Annotated in this window: 6 protein-coding genes, 2 tRNA genes and 1 rRNA gene; 2 read left to right on the forward strand and 7 right to left on the reverse strand. The window is 37.3% G+C overall.

All coding sequences use genetic code 11. The features are described from left to right. The 3 genes from ilvM to ilvL form a co-directional block, all read right to left on the reverse strand. Complete coding sequence (gene ilvM / locus NBG71_RS17070; RefSeq protein WP_075674044.1) at positions 1-276, reverse strand: acetolactate synthase 2 small subunit; 276 nt, start codon at positions 274-276, stop codon at positions 1-3. After that, the gene (gene ilvG / locus NBG71_RS17075) at positions 273-1,922 is read right to left on the reverse strand and encodes an acetolactate synthase 2 catalytic subunit (protein ID WP_156732978.1); all 1,650 of its coding nucleotides are present in this window, start codon (positions 1,920-1,922) and stop codon (positions 273-275) included. Before ilvG ends, ilvM begins: the two co-directional genes overlap by 4 nt. A 130-nt stretch (positions 1,923-2,052) precedes the next feature. Continuing rightward, positions 2,053-2,154 carry an ilv operon leader peptide gene (ilvL, locus tag NBG71_RS17080; RefSeq protein WP_071788577.1) on the reverse strand — a complete coding sequence of 34 codons (102 nt, stop codon included), beginning with the start codon at positions 2,152-2,154 and terminating at the stop codon, positions 2,053-2,055. A gap of 451 nt (positions 2,155-2,605) precedes the next feature. On the opposite strand from ilvL, the gene NBG71_RS17085 reads away from it, so the two are divergent. Beyond that, complete coding sequence (locus tag NBG71_RS17085; RefSeq protein ID WP_250917041.1) at positions 2,606-4,138, forward strand: YifB family Mg chelatase-like AAA ATPase; 1,533 nt, start codon at positions 2,606-2,608, stop codon at positions 4,136-4,138. Between the two features lie 46 nt (positions 4,139-4,184). Here NBG71_RS17085 and NBG71_RS17090 read toward each other — a convergent pair whose 3' ends face one another. Continuing rightward, positions 4,185-4,523 carry a MaoP family protein gene (locus NBG71_RS17090; RefSeq protein WP_072070866.1) on the reverse strand — a complete coding sequence of 113 codons (339 nt, stop codon included), beginning with the start codon at positions 4,521-4,523 and terminating at the stop codon, positions 4,185-4,187. A gap of 115 nt (positions 4,524-4,638) precedes the next feature. Here NBG71_RS17090 and hdfR point away from each other — a divergent pair, with 115 nt between their 5' ends. Then, complete coding sequence (gene hdfR / locus NBG71_RS17095; RefSeq protein ID WP_075674375.1) at positions 4,639-5,460, forward strand: HTH-type transcriptional regulator HdfR; 822 nt, start codon at positions 4,639-4,641, stop codon at positions 5,458-5,460. A 248-nt stretch (positions 5,461-5,708) separates the two neighbouring features. On the opposite strand, the gene NBG71_RS17100 is transcribed toward hdfR, so the two are convergent. The 3 genes from NBG71_RS17100 to rrf form a co-directional block, all read right to left on the reverse strand. After that, positions 5,709-5,784, reverse strand: a tRNA-Trp gene (locus NBG71_RS17100). A gap of 7 nt (positions 5,785-5,791) precedes the next feature. Then, positions 5,792-5,868, reverse strand: a tRNA-Asp gene (locus NBG71_RS17105). Positions 5,869-5,919: 51 nt separating this feature from the next. Beyond that, positions 5,920-6,022: ribosomal RNA gene (rrf, locus tag NBG71_RS17110) — 5S ribosomal RNA — on the reverse strand; the annotation flags it as partial.

A 6,022-nucleotide genomic window follows, 5' to 3' on the forward strand; every position in this document is an offset into this window, starting at 1 on the left:
TTACATGGCACTTAGTGCACTCATGAATCGTAATTTTTCTTTCTGTTGATGTGATACTTGAATACCTGCAACATCAGCTAATTTTGTTAACTGGCTGCACAGAAGTTCTAATGGGCGCTGACTACTCACCGTTAAACTTAAATTGATATTGTTGCTCTCTGTGATATTCATATTCATTGAGCATATATGAAAACCACGATGACGGATAACTCTCAGGATACGTTCTAAGATCTCTGGACAAAAACGGGCTTCAATTGTGATATTGTGTTGGTTCATTTTGATTTCTCCATCATCTCATCATTACTTGCGCCCGGCGGAACTAAAGGCCAGACATTTTCTGCGTCATCGATAGATACCTGTAATAAATAAGGGCCATCGCTCTCTAATAAACATTTTATTGCATCAGCAACTTGTGCTTTTTCTGTGATACGTTGCCCAGGAATATCAAAAGCGTTAGCTAAGGCAACAAAATCGGGATTGTCTGTTAAAATAGTTTCGCTATAACGTTGTTCAAAAAACAGCTCTTGCCATTGGCGAACCATACCAAGACGTTGGTTATCTAATAACACCAATTTGACAGGTAATTGTTTACGTTTAATTGTCCCCAATTCCTGCACATTCATCATAAAAGAGCCATCACCAGATACACAGATAACACATGCATCAGGTCTAGCAATTTGAGCTCCAACCGCGGCAGGGATACCAAATCCCATCGTGCCTAAACCACTTGAGGTAATAAAATTTTCAGGTGCATCAAATGTCATATGTTGCGCTGACCACATTTGATGTTGGCCGACATCTGTTGTCACAACTGTATTTTCAGATTTCGCATCTGATAATTGTTTTAATAATAACGGTGCATAAATTGCAGAGCCTGGGTGGTCGTAACGCCATGCGTGTTCTGCTTTTAATTCTTGAACCTCTTGTTGCCAAGCTGTGATAGATAATGGCTGAGACAAAGCCGGTAACAACACTTTTGCATCACCCAATAACGCAACATGCGCCTGTTTCAATTTATTTAATTCTGCATAGTCGATATCGATATGGATAACCTTGGCATTAGGTGCAAAAGTATTTAATCGACCCGTTACGCGATCATCAAAACGTGCACCAACAGCAATTAATAGATCACTACGCTGAACAGCATAATTTGCCGCTTTAGTACCATGCATACCTAACATGCCTAAATAATTGGCATCTAATGCATCAGCACAACCTAATCCTTTTAAAGTAGAAACAACGGGCATTTCTGTTTGCGTCACAAATTCTCTTAACGTTTCCACAGCATTACTCATGGCAACTCCACCACCTACATACAAAATAGGTTTTTGTGCCTTCGCTAACATTTGCTTAGCTTGAGCCAGCTCTTGTGTCGGATAGGGAAACTCTTGTTCTTCTGGCAATTCATAACTTGATAAATGGGAAGCATCAGCCAATTGAACATCTTTAGGAATATCAATTAAAACAGGCCCAGGGCGACCTTGAGATGCGATAGAAAATGCCTCTGATAACACTCTTGGTAATTCATCAACGGTCGAAACTAAAAAACTATGTTTTGTACACGCTAATGAAAGTCCTAAAACGTCAATTTCTTGGAATGCATCTGTTCCTATTAAATCAGAAGCAACTTGCCCTGTGATGGCAACAACAGGCACAGAATCTAACAATGCATCAGCAAGTCCAGTGATAACATTAGTAGCGCCTGGGCCTGATGTCGCGATACAAACACCCGTTGTACCTGTAGAGCGAGCAAAACCAATAGCAGCAATTGCAGCACCTTGTTCATGGCGACATAAAACATGTTCAACACCGCCATCATAAAGGGCATCGTAAACAGGCATGATTGCACCACCAGGATAACCAAAGACTGTTTCGATTTGATGTTTTCGTAATGCCTGTACTAACCACTGTGCTCCATTCATTTTCTCACCCTGCCATCTTAACTTCTTGTTTAATTTGAATTTATTTTCCACTTAATCTCTTCTTCAAACTGAGACTCAAAAAAAACCCCCGCGCCTTTCGGTGCGGGGGTTTTTAAGAGATCCGGCTAGTTTAGTTAGCCTTTCTTCGTCCTAGTGCAGCCCCGCACGGTGGGTTAATAATCACCACCACGCTGACAATAATTAGGCTAATCACTAGGACGATAGTATTCATAGTTTTATAACTTCTTTTCTTATTAAAAATGTATGTTTGTTCTGTTATGTTGTGTTTTCTTTCACTCTGTCCTTTTAGAGTTATCATGATATTTTAGAATTGACAACGTTTATTTTAAAAATAATCACAACGCAATGAATTTTATACATATTTTTATACCCCAAATCACAACCAGAACATTTATCTATAAAATATTTATTTTTTAGTTATTAATGCCAATAAAAAACCTGTTGTTTTATTTTTTATACTATTACACGTCATTATTTAATGCCTAAAAGAGAACATATTTTTTATTATATTTATATTAATTTATTAAATTATTCATTCATTAAATTAACCATTATATTTCAATACATTATGTTATTTTCGAGATGCTTCTCATTTATTTAACTCTCTATTTAACACAAAAGAAAAAATAATTTAAAAAGAAAAAAATAATGGAGAATAAAAAATGGCATTAGCAATAATATATACACGTGCCTCTCTAGGAATATCAGCTCCGCTTATTACTATTGAGGCTCATATTAGCCAGGGATTACCCGGATTAACATTAGTTGGATTACCAGAGACAGTCGTAAAAGAAGCAAAAGACAGAGTAAGAAGTGCACTAATTAATAGCGGATATACTTATCCTGCAAAAAGAATAACAATTAATCTATCACCAGCCGATTTACCTAAAGAAGGTGCGCGTTATGATTTACCTATTGCACTTGCAATATTAATTGCATCTGAACAATTAACATCAAATAAATTAGAACGTTATGAGTTTATTGGAGAGCTTGCGCTTTCTGGTAAATTAAAACGAGTTAATGCAGTTATTCCATCAATTCTTAGTGCTTCAAAAGATCGTCGAATATATATTGTATCAACAGAACATCAAACTGAAGTTTCATTATTACCCAATAAATCGGCTTTATTAGCCTCTCATCTTTTAGAAATTTGCCATCACCTAGAAAATAATACGCCATTAATTGAAACAGAAAATTTTATTATTAACGATGAAATTGAAAATCAAGATAATAAAGATATGAGCGATATAATTGGCCAAAACAATGCAAAAAGAGCAGCAGAAATCACAGCAGCAGGAAATCACAATATTTTATTTCTTGGCCCACCAGGAACAGGCAAAACAATGTTAGCGCAAAGGATAAGTACGCTTCTTCCACCTTTAACTACTAAAGAAGCACTTGATGTATTAATCATTAGTAGTTTAAGAGGAGTGACATTTGATGAAAAAAAGTGGCCTACAAGACCATTTAGGGCCCCACATCATACTTCCTCTGCTGTTGCTTTAACAGGAGGAGGTTCCCTTCCTAAACCAGGAGAAATTACATTAGCACATCATGGTATTTTATTTTTAGATGAACTGCCTGAATTCGAACGCCGTGTACTCGATGCATTACGAGAACCTCTAGATGCTAGAGAAATTACTATTTCTCGAGCAAAAGCCAAAATAAGCTACCCTGCCAACGTATTATTGGTCGGTGCATTAAATCCAAGCCCAACAGGGCACTATCAAGGTAATCACAATCGAGTACCAATAAAACAGATCCTGCGCTATTTAAACAAGGTTTCTGGACCATTTTTAGATAGGTTTGATTTATCTGTCGAAATGCCACTGCTTCCTCAAGGCGCGCTTATTCATCCTACACTTACCGCGGAAAGTAGTACTACAATTAGAGAACGTGTTCTAAAAGCAAGAAAAAAGCAATTTGAACGATGTGGAAAAGTGAATACTTATTTAACCGGAAAAGAGATTGAATGCTATTGCTCGTTAAATACTAGTGATGCAACTTTTCTTGAAGACACACTAAATAAATTAGGATTATCAATACGAGCTTGGCATAAGATTTTACGAGTATCGAGAACTATCGCAGACCTTGAGAATGAAGAGAAAATACAAAGAAATCATTTAATTGAAGCATTAAGCTTTCGTGCAATGGATAGATTAATGATCTATTTACAAAAACAACTAGATGGGTAAATAAAAAGGAGCGAAAATACGCCCCTTTTAACTAAAACTAATGATATTAATCATCAGAGTCGGTATAGTCATCAGATGGATCGAGCTGCGGCTTTCCACCCGATAATGTATGAAAACGTTTTGGACGACTTATACGACTAGTATATTTCTTCCAAATTTTTTCTTCGACCGTTGCTGCTTCTCGTTCGCCACGACACATGGCAACAAATAATTTTTCCGTTTCAGTTGTTGGCTCTCGTTTGCCTAAATCAAGTTCATTAAAGGCTTGACCATGACGTTCCAATATCTGGGATTCCTTGATAGTGAAATCGCCATGACGAGAAAAACCACGCGGATAATGTTTATTGTCAAAAAAACGATTAGTCGTGATAAAACTTTCTGCCATCTGACACACTCCTAATTCTCTATCGTCATACTTATGGCGCGGAGTATTAGATAGTCATGCGGTTCTGTAAAACAAAATATTTAAATCGTAACGACAAATTTTTTTGGAGATAGATGTGGATACCGAATTACTGAAAACCTTTTTGGAAGTCAGTAAGACTAGACACTTTGGACGAGCCGCTGAATCTCTTTATTTAACGCAGTCTGCGGTTAGTTTTAGAATACGACAATTGGAAACACAGTTAGGTACAAATCTGTTTACACGCCATCGTAATAATATTCGTCTAACTGTCGCCGGTGAAAGGCTGATCCCTTATGCTGAATCGTTAATGAATACATGGCTTCTCGCTAAAAAAGAGATTAGCCATGCTTCTCAACATTCAGAGCTATCAATTGGCGCCACAGCATCACTCTGGGAAGCATATCTAACATCTTGGTTACAGGAATCTTATCTAGAAAGAAAAGAGCTCAGAATCGAATCTAGAGTCTCTACAAGGCAATCTCTTGTAAAACAACTTCATGCAAGAGAGCTCGATCTTCTTTTTACGACTGAATCACCAAAGATGGATGAACTAGAAAGTAAAATTATTGGTGATATTACTTTCCAGTTGATGAAAATAGCATCAAATAAAACAGAAGAAATAGCACAATTTATTAAAATTGAATGGAGCGCTGATTTTCAGCCTTTTATTCCTAATGGTGTAGCGCAAAAAATTGATCCTATTTTGACCACTAATTCCGCAATGATTGCTTATCAATTAATGAAAACAACGCAAGCAGCTGCGTTTCTACCTACACATTGGCTCGATCTTTATTCAGATCTTGCTCCTGCCTCAACAGAAATTATTCAAAAACCTTTATTTGCGGTTTGGCTAAATACTAGTGATCAGCAAGTATTGATACAACAACTATTAAAACAGCCGATAAATAATCAATAAAGCTTAAATCTACTCTATACAGTTATCCATGATATTAACGAATAACTTTTAGATTTAAGCTTTATCTCTAAAATTCATAATATATAACAGAGAATATTACCCATAAACATTGGTAAAAGGAGTGTATTGGTAGGTTAGTTGATGAGTGTTTTGAGCAGTAAATATTGAGAATATATAAATAACAAAAAGCCCAGTTAATTAACTGGGCTACAAAGAAGTATAAATTTTGTTATTACTTAATTGGTAACTGGCAGGGGCGGAGAGGCTCGAACTCCCAACACCCGGTTTTGGAGACCGGTGCTCTACCAATTGAACTACGCCCCTAAATAGTTGGCGGAACGGACGGGACTCGAACCCGCGACCCCCTGCGTGACAGGCAGGTATTCTAACCAACTGAACTACCGCTCCGCGTATTCTTTGCGCGATTAATGTTATTTAAACACTAACGCTTTAATTGATGCCTGGCAGTTCCCTACTCTCACATGGGGAGGCCCCACACTACCATCGGCGCTACAACGTTTCACTTCTGAGTTCGGCATGGATTCAGGTGGGTCCGCTGCGC

Source organism: Proteus sp. FZP2095 (assembly GCF_023701425.1).
Lineage (GTDB): Bacteria > Pseudomonadota > Gammaproteobacteria > Enterobacterales > Enterobacteriaceae > Proteus > Proteus cibarius.

What these genes read in the sequence shown, in the direction of transcription:
- ilvM (WP_075674044.1), bottom strand. Translation starts at nt 276, where the DNA reads ATGAACCAACACAATATCACAATTGAAGCCCGTTTTTGTCCAGAGATC.
- ilvG (WP_156732978.1), bottom strand. Translation starts at nt 1,922, where the DNA reads ATGAATGGAGCACAGTGGTTAGTACAGGCATTACGAAAACATCAAATC.
- ilvL (WP_071788577.1), bottom strand. Translation starts at nt 2,154, where the DNA reads ATGAATACTATCGTCCTAGTGATTAGCCTAATTATTGTCAGCGTGGTG.
- NBG71_RS17085 (WP_250917041.1), top strand. Translation starts at nt 2,606, where the DNA reads ATGGCATTAGCAATAATATATACACGTGCCTCTCTAGGAATATCAGCT.
- NBG71_RS17090 (WP_072070866.1), bottom strand. Translation starts at nt 4,523, where the DNA reads ATGGCAGAAAGTTTTATCACGACTAATCGTTTTTTTGACAATAAACAT.